The organism is Nocardia sienata NBRC 100364 (genome assembly GCF_001613205.1).
Classification (GTDB): Bacteria; Actinomycetota; Actinomycetes; order Mycobacteriales; family Mycobacteriaceae; genus Nocardia; species Nocardia sienata.
This window is the reverse complement of record NZ_BDBX01000074.1, coordinates 1-19396: the sequence shown is the minus strand read 5'-3', so window position 1 is coordinate 19396 and position 19396 is coordinate 1. Positions and strand designations below refer to the sequence as shown.

15 protein-coding genes are annotated in these 19396 nt (G+C 66.5%); all 15 read left to right on the top strand.

The window, feature by feature from the left end; genetic code table 11:
• Positions 1–84: 84 nt before the first annotated feature.
• Complete coding sequence (eccB, locus tag NS4_RS29230; protein WP_063062708.1) at positions 85–1641, top strand: type VII secretion protein EccB; 1557 nt, start codon at positions 85–87, stop codon at positions 1639–1641.
• Positions 1638–5657 (top strand): type VII secretion protein EccCa, encoded by a 4020-nt coding sequence (gene eccCa, locus NS4_RS29225; protein ID WP_063062707.1) that lies wholly within the window; start codon positions 1638–1640, stop codon positions 5655–5657. The genes eccB and eccCa overlap by 4 nt, the downstream gene beginning before the upstream one ends.
• Positions 5658–5778: 121 nt before the next feature.
• Positions 5779–6108 (top strand): hypothetical protein, encoded by a 330-nt coding sequence (locus NS4_RS29220; protein WP_063062706.1) that lies wholly within the window; start codon positions 5779–5781, stop codon positions 6106–6108.
• A gap of 28 nt (positions 6109–6136) precedes the next feature.
• Positions 6137–7552, top strand: a complete 1416-nt coding sequence (locus tag NS4_RS29215) for a PPE domain-containing protein (RefSeq protein ID WP_063062705.1) — start codon at positions 6137–6139, stop codon at positions 7550–7552.
• Between the two features lie 39 nt (positions 7553–7591).
• The gene (locus NS4_RS29210) at positions 7592–8008 is read left to right on the top strand and encodes a hypothetical protein (protein ID WP_063062704.1); all 417 of its coding nucleotides are present in this window, start codon (positions 7592–7594) and stop codon (positions 8006–8008) included.
• Between the two features lie 61 nt (positions 8009–8069).
• Positions 8070–8375: a WXG100 family type VII secretion target gene (locus tag NS4_RS29205; protein ID WP_063062703.1), complete on the top strand. Its 306-nt coding sequence runs from the start codon at positions 8070–8072 to the stop codon at positions 8373–8375.
• Between the two features lie 31 nt (positions 8376–8406).
• The gene (locus tag NS4_RS29200) at positions 8407–9273 is read left to right on the top strand and encodes an ESX secretion-associated protein EspG (RefSeq protein WP_063062702.1); all 867 of its coding nucleotides are present in this window, start codon (positions 8407–8409) and stop codon (positions 9271–9273) included.
• A gap of 30 nt (positions 9274–9303) precedes the next feature.
• Positions 9304–11022, top strand: a complete 1719-nt coding sequence (locus NS4_RS29195; protein WP_245665828.1) for a MinD/ParA family ATP-binding protein — start codon at positions 9304–9306, stop codon at positions 11020–11022.
• Positions 11019–12557: a type VII secretion integral membrane protein EccD gene (gene eccD, locus NS4_RS29190; protein ID WP_063062701.1), complete on the top strand. Its 1539-nt coding sequence runs from the start codon at positions 11019–11021 to the stop codon at positions 12555–12557. Before NS4_RS29195 ends, eccD begins: the two co-directional genes overlap by 4 nt.
• A complete protein-coding gene (mycP, locus tag NS4_RS29185) occupies positions 12557–13921 on the top strand; it encodes a type VII secretion-associated serine protease mycosin (protein ID WP_063062700.1) in 1365 nt (454 codons plus the stop codon). The genes eccD and mycP overlap by 1 nt, the downstream gene beginning before the upstream one ends.
• Positions 13918–15645: a type VII secretion protein EccE gene (eccE, locus tag NS4_RS29180; RefSeq protein ID WP_245665826.1), complete on the top strand. Its 1728-nt coding sequence runs from the start codon at positions 13918–13920 to the stop codon at positions 15643–15645. Before mycP ends, eccE begins: the two co-directional genes overlap by 4 nt.
• Positions 15646–15668: 23 nt before the next feature.
• On the top strand, positions 15669–16016 hold the full coding sequence (locus tag NS4_RS29175) for a helix-turn-helix domain-containing protein (protein WP_063062699.1): 348 nt from the start codon (positions 15669–15671) through the stop codon (positions 16014–16016).
• Between the two features lie 159 nt (positions 16017–16175).
• Positions 16176–17303: a discoidin domain-containing protein gene (locus tag NS4_RS29170; RefSeq protein WP_157106318.1), complete on the top strand. Its 1128-nt coding sequence runs from the start codon at positions 16176–16178 to the stop codon at positions 17301–17303.
• 316 nt (positions 17304–17619) lie between these two features.
• Positions 17620–18198 carry a hypothetical protein gene (locus NS4_RS29165; RefSeq protein ID WP_157106317.1) on the top strand — a complete coding sequence of 193 codons (579 nt, stop codon included), beginning with the start codon at positions 17620–17622 and terminating at the stop codon, positions 18196–18198.
• 220 nt (positions 18199–18418) lie between these two features.
• A partial coding sequence (locus NS4_RS29160) for an NAD-glutamate dehydrogenase domain-containing protein (RefSeq protein WP_245665830.1) occupies positions 18419–19396 on the top strand: 978 nt, incomplete at its 3' end.

The window sequence follows — 19396 nt, the reverse complement described above, 5'->3', positions numbered from 1 at the left end:
CCGACTGTTCCCAATTATGGGGAGTGGTCGGTTCGGGCGTGCGCGTTAGGTTGTGGCCGAGGTCGGCGGAAGGAACATATACCGGTGGCACGCTTCCGGGTGGTGACCAAACACCAGGTTTCGGGTTGGCGGTTTCTGTTACACCGGATCGAGCACGCTCTCGTCCGACGTGACGCCTCGATGATCGACGACCCCTCCCGCGGCCGGTCCACCGCGCTGGCGGTCGGGGTCGCGCTGGCCTGCGTGGGAATCGCCGGAGCCGCGGTCCTGGCGTTCTTCAAACCCGCTAAGCCGGTCGGTAACTCGCCGATCCTGGCCGAAAAGGACAGCGGTGCGCTGTACGTGAAGCTGGGTGAACGTCTGCATCCCGCCCTCAATCTCACTTCGGCCCGGCTGATCGTGGGACAACCGGCCAAACCGGTGGAGGTGTCCCAATCCGAACTCGCGAAGTATCCGCGCGGCCCGTGGGTCGGGATACCCGGTGCGCCAGGGCAGATCAGCGACGAGGCGGAGAAAGACTCCGAATGGACGGTCTGTGACACCGCGCGAACCGGTGCCGCGGCACCGGTCGACCCGAAGACCGGCCTGCCGACACTGTTGCGCTCGGCGGTGCTCACCACCGCCATCGCCGGGCCGCTCACCGTCGACGACGATGCCGTTCACGAACTGAGCGGTCGCCAGGCCCGGCTGCTCCGGGGAGAGGAAGCGACCTGGCTCGTGTACTCCGATCCGCAACAGGGCGTGGTTCGTGCCGAGATCAATCTCTCCGATTCACCGGTGATGCTGGCCCTCGGGATCGACAGCCGGGCACAGGTGGCCGCCGCGTCGCCCGGCCTACTGGGGGCCATACCCGAGGTCGCGCCGATCCGGGTGCCGGACGTACCCGGCGCCGGTACGCCCACCACCCTGAAACCGGCGCTCGACGCGGTGGTCGGCTCCATCGTCACGGTCGCGACGCCGAATCAGCCGGCCACCTACTACCTGGTGTCCAATTCCGGTCTGGTGCGGGTCAGCGCGGTGCTGGCGTCGATCGTGCGCAACGCGAACTCGCACGGTGCGGTCGCCACTACCACGATCGGGCCGGATGTGGCCGCGGCGAACCTACGTCCCGGCGATTGGCCGGGCACCGCGACCTATCCGACCGAGTCGGTCGAAATCCTCGATCCCATCCGCGACCTGGTCACCTGCTATCACTGGAAGCGCACCGGTACCGATCCGGACGCGCACACCCGATTGCTGTTCGGCCGGCAACTGCCGCTCACGAAACAGGAGCAGGGCCGCACCGTCGGGTTGGTGACCGCCCCGTACTCGGGCGGCATGACCGCCGACTACGCTTATCTGCCCCGCACTACGGGAAAATTCGTGCAGGTCACCGGAGCCGAACCCGGTTCGCCGTTGCGTGAATCGCTGTACTGGATATCCGACAGCGGTGTCCGTTACGGAATCGATGTGGATTTGAAGAATGGCGGCGGGATGGATCCGTCGCTCACCGCATTGGGGCTACGTGAGCCGGTACCGGCGCCGTGGAGCATTGTCTCGCTGTTCGCCGTGGGCCCGGCGCTGTCGGTCGGCGACGCCATGATCCAACACGACGGGATACCGCCGAATATGACAGGTGTGCAGATGACGGGTAACAAATGACCGCGACGCGCCGTTTCGTCCGGCCGGCCCGGATGGTGCGTGGACCCAAGGCTCCCGCAGTCACCGAGCTACGCCTGCAGCCACCGACCGAGCTGCCCCGGCCGGTGCCGATGTCCAAGATAAAGATGATCATGCCTGTGATCATGGTGTGCGCCATGGTCGGCATGATGGCGATGATGTTCTCCGGCGGCCGGTCCATGTCGCCGATGATGCTGATGTTCCCCATGATGATGATCGTGTCGATGTTCGGCATGCTCGGCGGTCAACTGGGTGGTGGTGGCGGAACCAACAGCACCGCGGCGGGACTGAACGAGGAACGCAAGGACTATCTGCGCTCGATCACCGACAACCGGAAAACGGTGCACGAGGCCGAAACCGAACTCTACAACTACCTCTCCTACACCCACCCCGGCCCGGCCGGCCTGGGCGGCCTGGTCGGTGGTAAGCGGATGTGGGAGGTGCAGGTCGCCAACCCCCAGTTCCTGCGTGTGCGGATGGGGCGGGGACGGATCGCGAACCAGGTCCGCGTCATCGTCCCGGAGGCGGCGCCCACCTCGGATCTGGACCCGGTCGGCGTGGTCGAGCTGACCCGCTTCGCGAAGGCCTATTCCACGGTCGGCGGAATGCCGGTTGCGATCAATCTGCTGTCGGCGCCGCTGGTCGGACTCGACGGCGACGACGACGCGGTGACAGGTCTGGTTCGGGCCATGCTGGCCGAAATCGTCGTCCTGCACGGACCGGACCAGGTCGCGGTGGCGGCGGTGCTCAACGATCCGGACGACCCGCAATGGGCCTGGTTGAAATGGCTGCCCCATACCCAGCACCCGAAGGATACCGACGCTGTCGGATCGAGCCGGATGGTGTACCGGACCGTGGCAGAACTGCGGACGAAAGTGCTCGCCGGGCTCAACCGAGGTCCGTTCTCGGCGAACAACGAGCCGACACTGGACAAAACGCACTACGTGCTGATCGTGGAATCCGGTGGCGCGAATACCGATCGCGATATCTCCGGTATCGACGGCTGCACCTGGCTGCGGCTCGGCGAGTCCGAGCAGTCGCTACCACGGTCGCTGAAATTCACCGTCACCGCGGACCGTAACCTCCAGGAGTTGACACCACGGGGTAGCCGGTTGGTCGGCACTGCCGACAATATGTCGGTCCCGCAGGTCACCGCGGTGGCACGGACCCTCTCCCCGTACCGGTTGTCCACCGTAGTGGAGGCTGTGGCCGCCGAGCAGGCCAGCGGCAGTACCTCATGGGAGGATATGGTCGGTATCGCCGATCCGGGCAATATCCGGGTGGACCGGCAATGGCCGGTGCGCCGCGACGCCGATCGCAACCGGTTGAACATCCCGTTCGGCCACGACCCCACCGGCCAGGTGGTGCACCTGGATATCAAGGAATCCGCCGAAGAGGGCATGGGCCCGCACGGAATGTGTATCGGCGCCACCGGTTCCGGTAAGTCCGAGTTCCTGCGCACCCTGGTGCTCTCCGCGATCGCCGAGCATTCGCCGGACGTGCTCAACCTGCTGCTCGTCGACTTCAAGGGTGGCGCGACCTTCCTCGGCTTCGACCGGCTCTCCCATGTGACCGCGGTCGTCACCAACATGGAGGAGGAAGCCGATCTCGTCACCCGTATGGAGGACGTGATCAACGGCGAGATGGCCCGCCGTCAGCGCATCCTGCGCGACGCGGGAAACTTCGCCAGTGTCGCCGACTACGAGAAGGCGCGGGAGCAGGGGGCCCGGCTGGAGCCGCTGCCCACGCTGATGATCATTCTCGACGAGTTCGCCGAACTGCTGGAGCAGCACCCGAGTTTCTCGAAGTTGTTCGTCGCGATCGGCCGTCTGGGCCGCTCGCTACGGATCCACCTGCTGCTGTCCTCGCAGAAGGTGCCGGCCAACCGGATGGGCGAACTCGAAGCGCATCTGTCCTACCGGATCGCACTGCGCACCAACCAGACCAGCGACTCGCGTGACGCCATCGGTACCGCGGACGCGTACCACCTGCCGAAGAAACCGGGGTCGGGGTATCTCCGGGTGGGCGCAGGTGATCTACAGCGATTCCAGGCGGCCTATGTCGGCGGGCCGTATACCCCCCCTGCGCAGGCAAGTTCTTCCGGTGCCTCTGGTGCGCACCGCGCCCGCCGGCCGGGTGGTGGATACAAACCGCCGCAGCGGTTCACCGCCGCCTTCATCGCCGAAGCACGTCAGGCGCCGGTGGTGGCGGCGGTGCGAGCGCCCGATCCGGAGGAGACCGAGGGCGAACCGGTGAGCGTGATGGAGACGGTGCTGCAGCAATTCGCGCGGCACGGCCGTCCGGCCCACAAGATGTGGCTGCCGCCGTTGGGCGTTCCGCCCACGCTGGACCGGCTCACCGCCGGGGCCGAACCCGGCTCACTCGTGCTGCCGTGGGCGATCATCGACAAACCGCGCCAGCAGCGCCAGGACGTCTGGTCGGTGGACCTCTCCGGCGCGGGTGGCCACGTCGCCGTCGTGGGCGGTCCGCAGTCCGGTAAATCCACGGCTCTGCAGAGTCTTATGCTGTCGGCCGCGCTGACCCATACACCGGAACAGGTGCAGTTCTACTGCTTCGACTTCTCCGGTGGCCTGTCCGCGATGCGCGGGCTGCCGCATGTGGGCTCGGTGGCCTCGGCGCGCGATCTGGACCGGATCCGGCGGACCTTCGCGTTGATACGAAATCTGATCGCCTCCCGGCAGGCGCTGTTCGATCACCTCGGTATCGACTCCATGCGTGAATTCCGGCGGCGCCGAAATACGCCCGAGGGGTCGGCCGAGTTGTCGTCCTACGGCGACGATTACGGAGATGTGTTCGTGGTCGTGGACGGCTGGGACATCGGATTCGCCGCCAACGGCCCGTACTACGACGAGTACATGCCAACCATGGAGTCCGTTGCCCTCCAGGGACTGAACTACGGTGTGCACCTGGTGGTCAGCAGTTCCCGCTGGGCCGCGATCCGGCCCCAGCTCAAGGATCTGATCCAGACACGCCTGGAGATGCGACTCGGTGACCTGACCGATACCGTGTTCGGTGCCCACCGTGCCGTGGTGGCCGCAGTGCCACCGGACCGTCCTGGCCGCTGTGTCTCGACCGATGCCCTGCATATGCTCACCGCGTTGCCCCGCACCGACGGCAACGGTGACGCCGAAACGGCGGCCGCGGGGTTGAATGCGGCGATAGCTCAGGTGAGCGGGACCTATGCGGGCAGGAAGGCACCCGAGGTCCGGCTGCTGCCGAGCCAGGTGACCGTGCCCGAGATCCTGGCTCACGTTCCGCCGCCGACGAATCTGGCCGAACGGCTGCGAGTGCCGTTCGGCATTCGCGAATCCGATCTCGGCCCCGCTGTGCTCGATTTCGGCGTCTCCACCCACTTCATGGTTCTCGGGTCCTCGGGGTGCGGGAAGTCGACGGTGCTGGGCGCCTTCCTGGAGTCCATCCGAGCCCGCTTCACCCCGGACCAAGCGCGGGTGCTGCTGATCGATTACCGCCGTCGGCATATGGACGCGGTTTCGGAAGAACACTCGATCGGCTACCTCACCAGCAACCGCGATCTGGTGCACGATCTGCCGTTCGTCGCGGAGAAGCTACGCGCCCGGCGCCCCCCGGACGGGGTGACCTCTCAGCAGCTGAAAGAGCGGTCCTGGTGGAGCGGACCGGAGATATTCGTGGTTATCGACGACTATCACATGGTCGCCCCGCGCGGGCAGATGAATCCGCTGGAACCGCTGAAGGAACTCATTGTCGACAGCCGCGATACCGGCTTCCACCTGATCGTCGCGCGCAGTATCGCCCAAGCCGAAAGCGCCATGTACGACAGCGTGCTCGGACAGATGAAGAACCTGAACTCCTCGGGCTTGATCATGGACGGGACAAGACTCGACGGCATGCTGATCGGCGATGTGAAACCCACCAAACAACCTGTGGGACGCGGGATTCTGGTGGAGCCTCTCACCTCGACCAAGGATCTGGTGCAGTCGGCCTGGATCCCCGAGTGACCGCCGGCCCGTGGCCGTTCAGCGGGACTCCCCATGAATGGGAATGGCCTAGCGTACTTCATGTACCGCTCTGTTGCATCGACCGGCAACGGGCACGGACACTTATCGATCGGAGCTATCGATGATCAAAGTCAACCCTGGAGAGCTTCCCGCCATCGGGTCCGCGGTGAGCGCGCAGAATTCCAGTTTGGCCGCGTTCCTGCAATCGGTGGCACCCCACGCGGTGCCGCTACCCTCCGTGGCCTGGGCACCGGGCTTCTACATGACGGCCGGTTTCGGCATTGTCGATGCCGTACTCTCCAGCTACCTCGCGACCGGTATCGTCGAAAGCGATACCGGTGGGGCTTCTTTGGGGCCCATCTCGGTGACCTTCGCCACCACGGACGCGGCCGGCAGTGTCGGTGTATCGGCCGTCGGTGGAACTGTTGCCGCATCGGTGCTCGGTGACTGACCCTTAGCCATTTCGGAGCAGGGACGCTATGCCGTTCTTCGAATATTTCGCCCTGGAGCCGCTTCAGAATCGAGATCTGCTCGATTCCGGAGCGGGTGCGGCTCCGCTGAACAATGCATCCACGGCCTACAAGGCGATGGATAACGCACTCGAGATCGCAGCGGCCAATACCGATGGATTGCTCAGATCCCTGTCCAACGCGTGGCCGCTCGGTACGAGTTCCGAGCGTGCGCAGGCGGCATTCGACAAGCACAACCAGTGGGTGCGTGAGCAGGCACGAAACGCTTCGAAAATCGCCCGGCTGGCCGATCGAGGGGCGCAACTGCACAACAACGCGCTCGGCACGATGCCGTCGCGGTTCGAGATCGAGGCCGCCATGGCGCAGCTGGCCGCCTCGGCTGCCCTTATGGCGTCATCCGGCACGGTCGCTTCCGCGGGCGCGGGACCTGCCTCCGCTGCCGCCCTCCTGGTTTTCGGTGCTGCGACTGCGTGGCACGCCATGGCGGAGATCGAGTACAACCGCCTGAAAATTCAGGCCGCCACGACGATGATGAGCTACGAAATAGGAGCTCTGGGCCTGCTCGGCGATCTGGTCGGGGTGGCGGGCACGCTCACGCCACCTCCTCCGATCGTCGTACCAGGTCCTGGTGCGGTCCCCACGCAGGGGCTCGATCCGGTGGGTCCGCTGCAGAATCTGATCACCAAGGGCCCTGATAGTCCGTACTATCCCGGAAACGAGAAACCGACCACTACTACTACTGATACCAATACGCAGCAGCACACCGGCAACGGGACGGAATCCTCGGGCGATTCGAATCCAGGAGGTTCGGACTCGGGCACCGGTGGGGAGGGAACGGATCCGGGCCCGTCGGGGCCGGAACAGCAGTCGCTCACCGATCCTCAGCAGCCGATCGGGTCGGAATCGGGATTCGATAGCGGGACCAACGGATATGGCACGGAATCGTCGTCGTATTCGAATCCGCTACCCGGTGTTTCATCGGAGTCCTCGACGCTGGTCGCCCTCGGTAGCGGCGGTGCGGTGGCCGGCTTCGGAATGGCCCGCGGGGGTATCGGTTCCATGCCCGGGGCGGCGACGGGTTTCCGGCTGCCCGGCAACTGGAATCCCGCATCGGGCACCGCTTTCGGCGCGTCGAATCCCAGCACGGCCACGGCCGCGCCGGCCCGCGGTGCGGCGCGGCGGGTATCGGCACCCACCGCGCGCATGCGGCGTCGCCGGAAGGATGAGGAGACACGAACGGGGAAAGTCTTCACCCCGGGTGAGCAGTTCGAGGTTCCGGAGCTCGAGCGCCCGCCGGTGATCGGCGTCATCGAATACGAGGACGATGAACCCGATACCGAACTGCTCGCGGACTCCTCACTCGTGGGAGTACTGGACCGGCTCGACGAAGAGACCGAGCCGGAGAATGGGTACGGGACCCGGTGAGTGGCCGGGGTTCGCTGAAATATCGAAAGGAAGAACATCATGGCTGGCGGCGGCAATTTCACGCGGGCAGACGAACAAACTCTCATGAATTTCGCCAACGGGATGAACGGACCGTTGCAGACGCTGGAAGGCAATCTCACCTCGCTGGGCAATTCGCAGGGCATCCTCGATCGGGCATTCACGGGTAAAGCCGGCGATGCGGTATTCAACGCTTTCGGTAACGTTCAGGACACCGGGCGCCAGGTCGCGATGAAGATCGAGGAGATCATGGGAATGATCAAGACCTCGGCCCAGGAGTTCACCCATCAGGATGCGGCAGCGTTGCAGAAGGTGCTCGCCGGGATGGAATCCGGTGGGTACACCGATGGCAACGTCACGGGTGGAAGCGGCAGCTGGAGCGACGGGAAGGTCGAACAGAACTGGGATCCGGAAAAAGTGAAGGGCAACTGGAGCTGACCGCGTGCCGGTGACCGACCCTGCAGTTCGTATACACCCCTGAGAAAGAAAAGGTATTTCAATGGGTACCAATGAAATCTATACCGATAAAGCGCTGATCACTGAGGCTTTGACCAAAGTGAAAGGCGTTACGCAAGAAATGCGCGACAACATAACCACTCTGAACAAGATGAAGGAAGACCTGCTCGCCCACGATTTCCAGGGCGCCGGCGCCCAGGGGTACGATGATCTGGCGGTGGATCTGGACAGGCGGCTCAAGAACTATGAGCAGAGTATTGCCAACCTCGACCGATCGACGGAGAATGCCGCGAATATGATCGGTGATGCGGACGCAGACGTCGCCAGGTTGTTCCGGAGCATCATCTGAGGCGCGTGGTGGTTTGACAGAACATACGCCGATGGAAATCGCCTCGACCGCGGAAGAATCTGGCGATCCGATATCGGTGGATCTGAACGTCGATGCCGCCCTTGTCCTGAAGGATATGGTCGGCATCGACACCTACCCCTTGGTCCTCGCGATCATGCCGAATATCTTCCGAACCTCCGATCACGACCGGGTCCGGGCCGCCGTCGCGGAACAGCTCACCCGGGACGGAATCATCTCCGACGGCGAGGTGGATCCAGTGGTGGCCGGGTGGCTGCGGTGCCTGAATCGACCGGATACCGAGCTGGCCATCCGGGTCCTCGACAACGGCCGCGGTGGGGAGATCGCGACCATGCTGCGCGCCTCGCTTGTCCGCAGCGGGGACCGGCATGTGCTCGCCGTGCGCTGTGACGACGAGATCGTCATCCAGTCGGTTTTCCACCAGGGCCGGCAGCTGGATACGCTCACCGCGGTACTGGAATCGGTTCTGGGTGACTATCCGGTGCTCGATTTCGAGCCGTTCACCCGTGCCGACACCGATCCGGGGGAGTCGGAGCCGCCCCAGGACGCGGACGGCGTGCGTGCGGGCCTGCGTGAACTGGGTGCCTCACCCCGTACCGCCAATGTGCTCACCCGAGCGCTGGGCGAGATCGTCCGCCACGCCGAGATCCTCATGATGGAACATCGGGACGGCGGGCCTGAAACACCTGACTTCACAATCTGTATGCATGTGCTGGACACGTTCTCCGGGCGGTTCGTGATCACTCCGAGCATCACGTTGGACGGCCGTACCCGGTCGACCTACCGGCCGGGTGACCACGCTGCCTTGCGCAGTGGTATCAACACCCTGGCCGAGCTCCTGCCCGGCCGCAGTTGGTTCGCTACCGCGCGTGCCGGTTGACGTTCCAGTGCTGGATGAGAGGACGGTGAGATGAACCGGGCACCGACGACGAACGGCGACGCGACCTCCGCGCTCGCCAAAGGCGGTTACGACGCCTATTTCGCACAGCTCGACGAACATCCCGGAAGTGGCGCGGCCTCGGCGGCGAGCACTTCCGGTCCTCCTGAGATCTCATCCGCGGCCGCTGGGGCCGAGTCGACGACAGCACCGGAATCGGGGACCGATCAGATGAGCTCGGCCGCACCGCACCCTCCGGTGACCGGGTCGTCGGCCGGTGCCCCGCAGGGCGCGGTATCGCCGCCTCAGCCCACCGGCCCCCCGCCCGCGGCGCCGGAGACGCCGGCCGTGGACGACGGTGAACTCGCCGGTCTGCGAGAGCGCGCAGCCACGGCTCACCAGCAGGCGGCCGCGGAGGAGCAGCAGGCCATCGCACGCCGGCAGCAGCAGAGTACCCAGGGCGTAGCGGCGCCGCCCCCCGGCGGCGTACCGGTCGCTTCGCCGGAACAGAGCGCGGGCACGCCGGACACGTGGACATCGCCGCCTGGCGCGGGGTCGCCACCGGCCGCGCCGCAGCCGTACACCGCCCCCGCGCAAACCACGCCTACGAGCGGTTATTCCACGGCCGCTTCCGGCTATGCCGGGCCGCAGCAACAGTCCTACACGGGCTACTCTCCGGTCCAGGGCGCCCAACCGGCGGCTCCGCAGCAGGCCGGCGACGCATCGCGGGTGCCGGACCGGATCCACCGTCCGGCCTATGAGGCCACCGGGCGTATCGAGGTGCTCCCTCCGGCCCTGGCCTCCGCGGAACTGCTCGCCGAGATCGCGGCGGTACGCCAGGCACATCTGCGTTCCAACAAGGGCGTACGTGGCGCGCTGAACAAGGTCGGTTTCAACATCGGCCTCTCACCGGCCGAACAGGAGGCGGAGAACCGGCGCACCCGGATCCGCCGTCAGCTCAGCGTGCCGTACCAGATCGCGGTGGTGAGCGTGAAAGGCGGCGTCGGCCGGACCACGACCGCGGCCGGCCTCGGGTCCACCTTCGCCAAGCTACGGCCGGACCGGGTGATCGCCATCGACGCGAACCCGGACTTCGGTGATCTGTCCAGCCGCACCACGCGCCACCAGTTCGGTCTGACCCTGCGCGATCTCGCTCAGGCCGGCGGCCGTCTGGACTCCTTCTCTGCCGTGCATTCCTACACAGCCGTCAATACGGCCGATCTCGCGGTGGTGGCGTCACCCTGGAGTACGGACGCGGGGGAGGCATTGACCGGCGCCGAGTATCAGACCGGTGTGGAAATCCTGCGTCGCCATTACAATCTGCTCGTGGTCGACTGTGGAACCGGTGTGCTCGATTCGTCGACCAACACTGTGCTGCGTACCAGTGACGCGGTGGTGGTCGTGACCCCCGCGACAGTCGGCGGGGTGACGGGCGCCGTCGCAACCCTGAACTGGCTGAGTTCGCACGGCTTCGATCATCTGATCGCGGCCTCCATGGTGGCCATCGTGCGGCAGCATCCCGTGAAACCCACCGTCGATATCGAGGCGATCGAGAAACTGTTCGCCTCGGCGCAACGGCCCACCGTTCAGATCCCGTTCGATCCCCATCTCGCCGAAGGCGGCGAGATCGATCTGCGCATGTTGGACAAGGAGACTGCGCTGGCCTTCGAGAACCTGGCGGCCGGCCTGGCCGACGACTTCCCCGGTTATGTCGCGGAGCCCTCCGGCGGCGACCGCGGAGGTATGCGGTGACGTCTGTGCAGACGGCGCCGACGGCTCCGTCCGGCGACGCCGCGCCCGCGGAGGTGGCGCGTGCGCGTATCGCCGTCATGGTCGCCACCTACCAGGTGGATGTGGTCGTGCCGACCAAGTTCACCGTCGAGACCTTCATCGACGACCTGGTCGCCGTACTCGCCAATGCGATCGGCGACGAGGAGGTCGATTTCACTCCGCCACACGGTCAATGGAGTCTGGCGCGCCCGGGCGAACCGCCGATTCCCCGCTGGCGCAGTCTCGGTGACCACGACATCGTCGACGGGACGGTGCTCATGCTGGCTCCGGTGGAGTCGTCGGAGGTCTTCACCCCGGTGGTCGAGGACATCACCGATGCGCTGGCACTGATCAACGAACGCGAATTCGCCGAGTTCGACGCCGATACCGCCGCCATCGTGGGGCTGGGTGTGTTCGGTGCCGGGGCGGTAGGTCTGGCGGCCATGCTGTCCTGGGCATGGACCCAGTCCGGCTCGCTGCTGTGGTGCGGATTACCCGCGCTGCTGCTCGGCGTGCTGTGCTGGGCCGCAGCGGTGGCGATTCGCGGCAGTGGTGCGGCCCGCCGGATCTCGCTCGGCGCGGCACTGGCCGCGATCCCGCTGCTCTTCGCGGGGAGCGCCATGCTGGTTCCCCCTGCCTACGGCGAGCCGGGGCCCTTCGCGCCGGCGAATATCGTGGCAGGCGCGGTCGTGACCGCTGTCGCCGCCATGGCCATGATGCGGTTGACGGGCAGTGGGATCGCCACGCTGATGAGCATCGCGGTGCTCGGCATCGTGGTGACCGCTATCGTGCTGCCGCTGGCCTACTTCGATCTGGTGACCCGTCAAGTAGCGGGTGCCGCGGTCTTCGTTGGGCTGATCCTGCTCACCACAGCGCCACGGATCGCGGTGGTCATCGCCAAGATCCGCCCTCCGGATCTGCCCGACCCGGGCAACGAGGTGAACCCGGCCACCCTGACCGATATCTTCGATGCGGAAACCCACCGCGATGTGGAGCAGGACGCCGCGGACGCCACGGCCGCGGAAGAGTCGCGGCGCACGGCGGAGGCGGGCATCGAGAGCCGGGCGCGGCTCGCGGTCACCAGCCTGCGTGGTCTGATCGTGGCTGTTTCCGGGTTGCTGTCGGTGGCCACGGTGATCTGCGCGGCGGTCAGCCCGGGCGGGATCCGGGAAATCGTGATGGCCGGCGCGGTGGCCGGGATTCTGGCCATGCGGTCGCGCTGGTATCCCGACCGTGTCCAGGCGATCGCGTTGGTGATCGGGTCCGCGGTCACCGTGCTCGGTGTGGCGGCCGTACTGGTGACGGCGTACGAGACATCGTTCGCGCGGCTCGCCGTCGTGCTGGTGGCCGCTCTGATCGCATGTGGCGCCCTGGCCGCGGCACTGCGCCTGCCCGGTAAGCGGCTGACCCCGGTCACCCGCCGGATCACCGACCTCATCGAGTACGCGCTCATCCTCATCGTGCCCGTGATCGCCTTCTGGATCATGGGTGTGTACACCGCCATGCGAGGGATCTGATGGTCCGTTGCCTGAGCGGGGCTGCCGCGGCAGCCCTGGCTGCTGTTGTGCTGGGCGCAACCGCTGCGCCCTCGGTTGCCCTGGTGCCGCCGGAGGTGGTGGTCGGTGTCGCACCGCCGGACGGCCCGCCGGGCCCGGAGATACCGACCAAGCAGGAGAACGGTTGCCAGGCAACCGGTGTCCTGAAGGATACGGATATCTCCCGTGTACCGCCGTCGGAATTGGCCCTGAACCTGGCCGATGCCCGAACTCTCAGTCGCGGTCTCGGAGTCACCGTCGCCATCGTGGATACCGGTGTCTCCCCGCATCCGCGGCTCCCCAACGTGGTAGGCGGCGGTGACTATGTCGCGGCCGGTGGCGACGGACTACAAGACTGTGATGCGCACGGTACCTTGATCGCCGGGATAATCGGAGGTACAGCCGATCCTGCGGACGGATTCACGGGGGTGGCGCCCGACGCGCGGATCATTTCCATTCGCTATCGGTCCGCGGCGTTCCGACCGGAGCGTGGTTTGAGCGATGAGCGGGAGCGGCGCTCGCTGGAAGTACGGACACTCTCGCGCGCGATCACCCACGCCGCGAACCTGGGCGCGGGCATCATCGTGGTACCGCTGCCGGTATGCCTGCCGGTGGACTCGGGCGTCGATCTGGGAGTTCTGGCCGAGGCGGTCGGTTACGCCGTGCACACCCGAGGGTCACTCATCGTGGCAGGCGCCGGTAACACCGAGGGGATGGGCTGTCCCCAGAATCCGGGTTTCGACCCCGGACGGCCAGGCGATCCCAGGAACTGGAAGTACGTGAAAACTGCCTCTTTGCCCGGTGTTTTCAGTGAGTCCGTGCTGACGGTGGGATACACGACCGCGTACGGCGGCGCCACCGATCAATCGCTGATGGGGCCCTGGGTGTCCGTAGCCGCGCCCGGCACCGGTATCGAGTCGCTGGGGCCGGGATCGACCGGCCTGATCAACGGTGTCGGACAACCCGACAAACTCGTCCCCGTGCGGGGTTCATCCTTCGCCGCGGCGTATACCGCGGGGGTCGCGGCACTGGTGCGGTCACGGTATCCGAACGAAACCCCCGCGGAGATCACCGCGCGGCTCACCGCGAGCGCGCACGCCCCGGCCCGTGGTATCGACAACACGGTGGGCGCGGGGATGATCGATCCGGTCGCGGCGCTGAGCTATCGCGTGCCGCCCGAACCACCGGAGGGCCTGTTCCAGGCCGGGCCGCTGGAATTGCCGCCGCCGCCCCGGGCACCGGACGCCAAACCCGGTATCACCGCGGCGATCGTGATCATCGCGGCGGTGCTGATCGGCGCGGCGACCACCTACGGTGTGAACTCGTGGCGGAGGCAGCGGCAGTGACGATTACCGCGGAACGGGCCGTACGTGCCCCGGACCGCCGGGTCGCCGGGGTGGAACGCGGCCCGTTCGCAGTGATGGCGATCGGAGGCAGTGTGGTGATGGCCGGCTTGTCCGCGTATCTACCGCTGTGGGGTGCCGCATCGATCGTCGCCGGCTTGCTGCTGACGGTGGTCGTACGGATCCGGGGCCGGACACCGGTGCGATGGTTCATCGATTGGCTCGACTTCCGGACCGGTAGATCGGGCCGGGCGGCGCTGCTCACCGCGCCGCTTCCGGTCCGCGATATCGATGTCGCCGCCGGGCTCTGCGGTATCGCGGAGGAAGGCGACGTGCTGGTTGCCATGATCCAGCTGGCACCGAACCTCGACCTGCCGACGGTGATCGCCGAACAGACCATCTACACCGAGGACACCGTCTCGGTGAAGAGCCTGCTACCGATGCTCGATCACTACGGCATCGGTATCGATATCGATATCGTGACCACTGGTCAGCGGGTGCGGGCGGCCGGCAGCTACAGCATGCTCTACGACCAGCTGATCGGGTCCCATCCGGTAGTCGGGAACAGGCTGACCTGGCTGGTGCTGCGGTTGGATCAGGAACGCAACCTGCTGGCACTGGCCAAACGCGGACCGTGTGCGGTGGTCGCGCCGCGCACCCTGGCCACTGCGGCGCACCGGATCGCCGGCCGGTTGCGTGAGCGGGGCGTGGCGGCCCATCCGCTGCCGGCGGCGGCTCTGCTGGATGCGACCCGGCTGCTGCACTCCGGTGTCGAGCTCGGTGATCTGAGCGAACGCTGGGACCGCCTGAATACCTCGGTGCCCGGGCGGTTCGTCACGAGTTTCGGAATCGACTGGACACAGCTCGACGATTCCGGCCTGGACGACTGCTGGACCTGGAACAGCGGGCGCACCACGCTCGTGATCAGCCTTTCCGGGACCGACCGGCCCCGAGCCGTCGTCCGCTATATCGGCCCGGCCATGACCGAAGCGCTGCCCGACTATCTACGCCGCTTGCCCGGCCGTCAGTCGGTGGCGCTGCGTGCGACCCTGCCCACCGGGGTCTCGCTGCGCGAGCTGACCCGGGACGAGAAGACCGTCGAGGAGGCGCCCGAGGAGTTGAGCGCCGGGCTCGCCGTCCCGATCGGACCCAACGGTCAGATCCTGGGTGCGATCAGCGGTCAGACGCGGCATCAGCTCGCGATGCCCCTCTACGATCCCGCCCCCTACAATCCGCGGCGCCGCACTGTCGATGTACAGGCGATGCTGCCCGTCGCGCAGCAGCTGGTGTTGCGCGCGACCGTGGTCGGCGCCGATATCGAGGTCCACACCAGCCGGCCGCAGCGCTGGCAGCATCTGGTGAGCGCGGTCGGCGACGCCAGATCGTTGCGGTTGGTCGAGGCGGGTGAGGAGGATCCGGGCACCGGCGCGAGCATCACAGTCTTCGACCAGCTGCCGCCGCAGGCGTCGGCGGCGCCGACAACCGTCTCGATCAGCGATCCGGGGAGTCCACGTCGCGGTTCGGTCGATCTGTCGATCGAGCAGGTCGGGGAAGCTCAGCTCGATGTGCGGATCCCGATGCGCACCGTCCGAGTGAACCTGGTCGAACCGCGCGGAGAGACCCGTTATTTCGATCACGGCGATCGGCCACCGCCGGTGGCCCCGCCGTACGGCAACTCCGAACGGACCATACCGGTGACCCGGCCTCAGGGATATCCGGCCCGGTGAGTAGGACAGAGCAGGTAATCTCGATGACCGTGGTAGCGGATCCCGAATTCGACAATGGCAGATTCGACAACCCGGACGGCGCGCAAGAACAGACACCACGGCAGGCCGCCGCGGCGATCTTCTCCAGCCGGCTGTCGGAACTGATCGCCGAATCTGTCGTGTCCACCGAAGACGGCTCGACCCGTGGGCTGACCTTGTATTCGCTCGCCCAGCACCTGGAACTCGCCTATCCGGATGTACCGGTTTCGCAGTCCGGTCTGTACCGGTTGATCCACGGTGACGCCATTCCGCGACTCGATCTGATCATCGCGCTGGCCCGGGTGTTCGATGTGCCGCCCGAGTACTTCGTGACTGCGGAGAAAACTCGCTGAGCCGACGCGCGGACGGGGCTGCGCGATCGGTTCACGGAGCCCGGCCGGGTTCCCATTGATGGGAATGATGGAATCCCCGGCGGGTTTCCAGCCGATACCATTCCGGCTATGCCCGATGCGGATTCCGGAGACGTATTTCTCCGCAATCGAGGTGCGATTTTGGATGCGCTTCTTGCGGATCCGGCTTTCGGGCTCACGGGGAACACGCCCGAAGCGGTGTCTCCCGCACCCGAGGCAGCGCGCACTGCCGGTCCGGTGGCTCCCGAGATCGCCTTCGACGAATCGCGACTCGCCTCGGCGCCCCCGGTGTCCCCTCCGCCTGCGGCGCCCCCTCCACCTGCGGCGTCCCCGGCGCGTGAGGCATCGGCGCGGGTCGACGACACTCCACCGCCCGTGGGCGTGCGGTCGCCCGCGCCGGAACCGGATTCCGCTCCCGCGGTATCGCGCCCGCGTCGGTCGACGGCCGGACCTTCGGCGAGCGAGCGGATCAACGCGCTGCTCAGCGGACAGTTGCCCGATACCCGTGAATCATCGTTTGCCTCCGACAACGCCGAACGGGTGGCGGACCGGCTGAACTCGACGGCCCCGCCCGAGGCCGAGGCCCGGCCGGTGACCGAACCCGAAACCGCCCGCTCCGAACGGCAGTCGCCGCAGGAAATGGCCCGCGAGGTCCTGGACCAGCTGCGCAAACCGCGGGTGGCGCTGGCGGTCGCGGCAGTGGTCGCGCTGCTCATCGTGGTGCTGCTGGTGTTTACCGGCGGTAAAGAGGACACCTCGCAGACCCAGCCGCTGGCGGTCGCTTCGGCGCCGACCCAGCCGGCGCCTCAAACCACCCCTGAGCCCCATAGCGGCACCATCGAACCGGAATCGGCAGAGTCGAAGTGCCCGTCCGGTGGCACCGACGGTATGGACGCTTTCTCCGGCGAACCGGACAAGGCCTGGTCGTGCCCCCGCGCATACAAGATCGACGGTCAGGTACTCCGGATCGATCTGGGTAAGAAGTACGAGATCGATTCGATCGCCATCGTGCCCGGTTGGGACCACGTGGGCACCGACGGTACCGATCAGTGGACGAAATTCCGCACGGTCAGCCGTGTTTCCTACCAGCTGAACGACGACGACAAGACCACCTATACGCAGGAGACGCTGGACCAGCGGTCGCTGGTGGTGACGCAGATCGAGCCACCGATCGAAGCGTCGGAGATCACGCTCACCGTATTGAAATCCAGCGGCGACACATCGGCCAACACCGTGGCCATCTCCTCGATCGTCATCACCGGGCAGTGAGGGCGGCGATGGGAGACGGAGCGCGGCGATGACGGTGCGATGCCAGTACTGCGGTCATTCCGCTGCTGCCGGGGTCTCGGCATGCGCGAATTGCGGTGCGCCGTTGCCCGGACCGCCGACCGGGCACGACGGTCCCGCGGCGCCGGTGCCTCACCACGGTATGGCATCCGCCCATCCGGCCGAAGTGAGCGGCTGGACCGCGGCGCTGGGAGCGCCGGGAAGGCACGGGCACCACAGCGGTTCCGGGACGGCCTCGCCGGAGCATCGGGACTCCGGGCACCCCGAGCCCGGGCGACACGACCGGCACCATCACGGTGTGCTCGGATTCGTTCGTTCCCATCTGGTCGACGAAGCGGAAACCGTAGTCAGGAAGCACCATCCGAAATGGCAATGGCGTGCGGCCGGCGGAATCGCGGTGGCGGTTCTGCTGGTGCTCGCTTTCCTGATGGTGAAATCCTGCACTCTCTCAGGTCCGCCTCTCATCGGGCCGTCGGGTTTCGGCGGCGGCGGGCCCGCCTCGGCGACCGATGCCGTATCGGCCCTGCCCGGCCCGTTGCAGACCGCGTCCTGTCGGCCGCACGAGGACACCGACGGCGTCCACAGCTGTGTACTCGACGCCGGTAGCCCACTGTTGATGGGCGAGATCACCGGCGGCCGCCCGCTGGCGTTCCAGGTGCAGACCGCCGCACCCGGTTCTCTTGCCCAGGCCATCGCGCAATGGCGTTCCGCCGGGGGCAGTGTCGTCTCCGACGGTGCGGTGTTCGCGGCGATCAGTGCCTCGGCGGCGATCTGGTACGCCGATACTCAGTCGGGTCTGCGGGTGGACACCGGTGCGTTCACCGACAGCGCGGGCGCGCGCACCTTCCTGATCCGGTCCGGGTTGCTGCATCCGTAGCGCGGACCTCCCGGAGTCCGTGCCGTGGCGGACATCTCATCGGTGTGCTTCCGTCCCCGCGCGCCGAATCCGGTGACCGTTTACACACGCGTAACGTACCGCTATACAACGGCACAATAAACACGTATAGTGCCTGGTGAAGGAAGTTCGAAACCGAAGCGGAAAGGCGCGGATCACGGTGACGACAATGCAGGACACAGTTTCGCCGATGCGATTCCGGATTGATCCGGACGAACTGGGGTCGGCGCGTTTCCGGACCGCGCTGTACCGAACGGCCGAGGCCCCGCCGGGTGAGTGGCGATTCACGCTCTACGCCGCGGGCGAGGGCGTTTCGCTCAGCCGGGTGCTGCCGGTGCTGCACAGCCTCGGCGTCGAGGTCGTGGACGAACGGCCCTATCAGCTCGAATCCGACGGTGACCGTTCGGACTGGATCTACGATTTCCGGTTACGTGTGGTCTCTGCCGTCTTACGCACCCAACTGGACCCCGAGTTGGAGGCAGACCTCGACCAGCCCGAAAGTCCCGGAGCCCAGGGAGTCGCACAGCGATTCACCGCGGCGTTCGAGGCCATGTGGTTCGGTATCGCCGAGGTCGATACGCTCAACGAATTGATTCTGCGGGCCGGGCTGCACTGGCGTCAGGTGGTAGTGCTGCGTGCCTACGCGAAATACCTGAAGCAGGCCGGATTCTCCTACGGCGCCGCCGGTATCACCCGGGTGCTGCTGGCGAATCCGGATATGTCGCGCGGTTTCGTGCGACTGTTCGAGGCGTATTTCGATCCCGACGGCGACGCCGATTCGGCTGCGGGTATCGCGGAATGGCTGGAAGCCGAGATCGACGCGGTGGTCAGTCTGGACACCGACCGCGTACTGCGCGCGGTGCTCAATGTGGTCACCGCGACCCTGCGTACGAACTATTTCCGCCGCGACGGCGAGGGCGAACCGCCCGCGCACCTCTCCCTGAAATTCGACCCGCAGTCCATCACCCTGCTGCCGCAGCCGCGGCCGAAGTACGAGATCTTCGTGTATTCGCCGCGGGTGGAGGGTGTGCATCTGCGGTTCGGCGCGGTGGCGCGTGGTGGTTTGCGGTGGTCGGATCGGTTGGAGGATTTCCGGACCGAGATCCTGGGTCTGGTGAAGGCGCAGGCGGTGAAGAACGCGGTGATCGTGCCGGTGGGCGCGAAGGGTGGTTTCGTGGTG